This window comes from Acinetobacter sp. ANC_7504, from assembly GCF_056779995.1.
Genome location: NZ_JBWYIZ010000042.1, coordinates 1 through 327 on the forward strand (window position 1 = coordinate 1; position 327 = coordinate 327).

Sequence of the window (327 nt, forward strand, 5' to 3'; positions counted from 1 at the left end):
AAAAATCAAAGATACTTTAGAAACTGCAGTGAAAAAAGCTACAGCGGAAGAAGTAACTGAAGATGCAGCTGAAGAAGCATTAAAAGCTGCGGTTGAAGAAGCGCAAAAAGATATTAATGATGGCATATTCACAGGTGCTGATAAAGAAGCAGTTGAAGCAGCGATTGCTGAAGCAGAGAAATCACTGACAGAAGACAATGGTGATTTATCAAATCAGGACTTTGATGATGCACGTGAAGCATTAGAAACAATCGTTGAAAATGCAAAAACGGATGAGCAAAAGCTAACAGAAGCGATTAAAGAAGTAGAAGACTTAATTGCAGCAGG

1 protein-coding gene is annotated in these 327 nt (G+C 38.2%); it reads left to right on the plus strand.

The features are described 5' to 3' along the window. A partial coding sequence (locus AC1M9F_RS14535) for a hypothetical protein (RefSeq protein WP_481598123.1) occupies positions 1-327 on the plus strand: 327 nt, incomplete at both ends.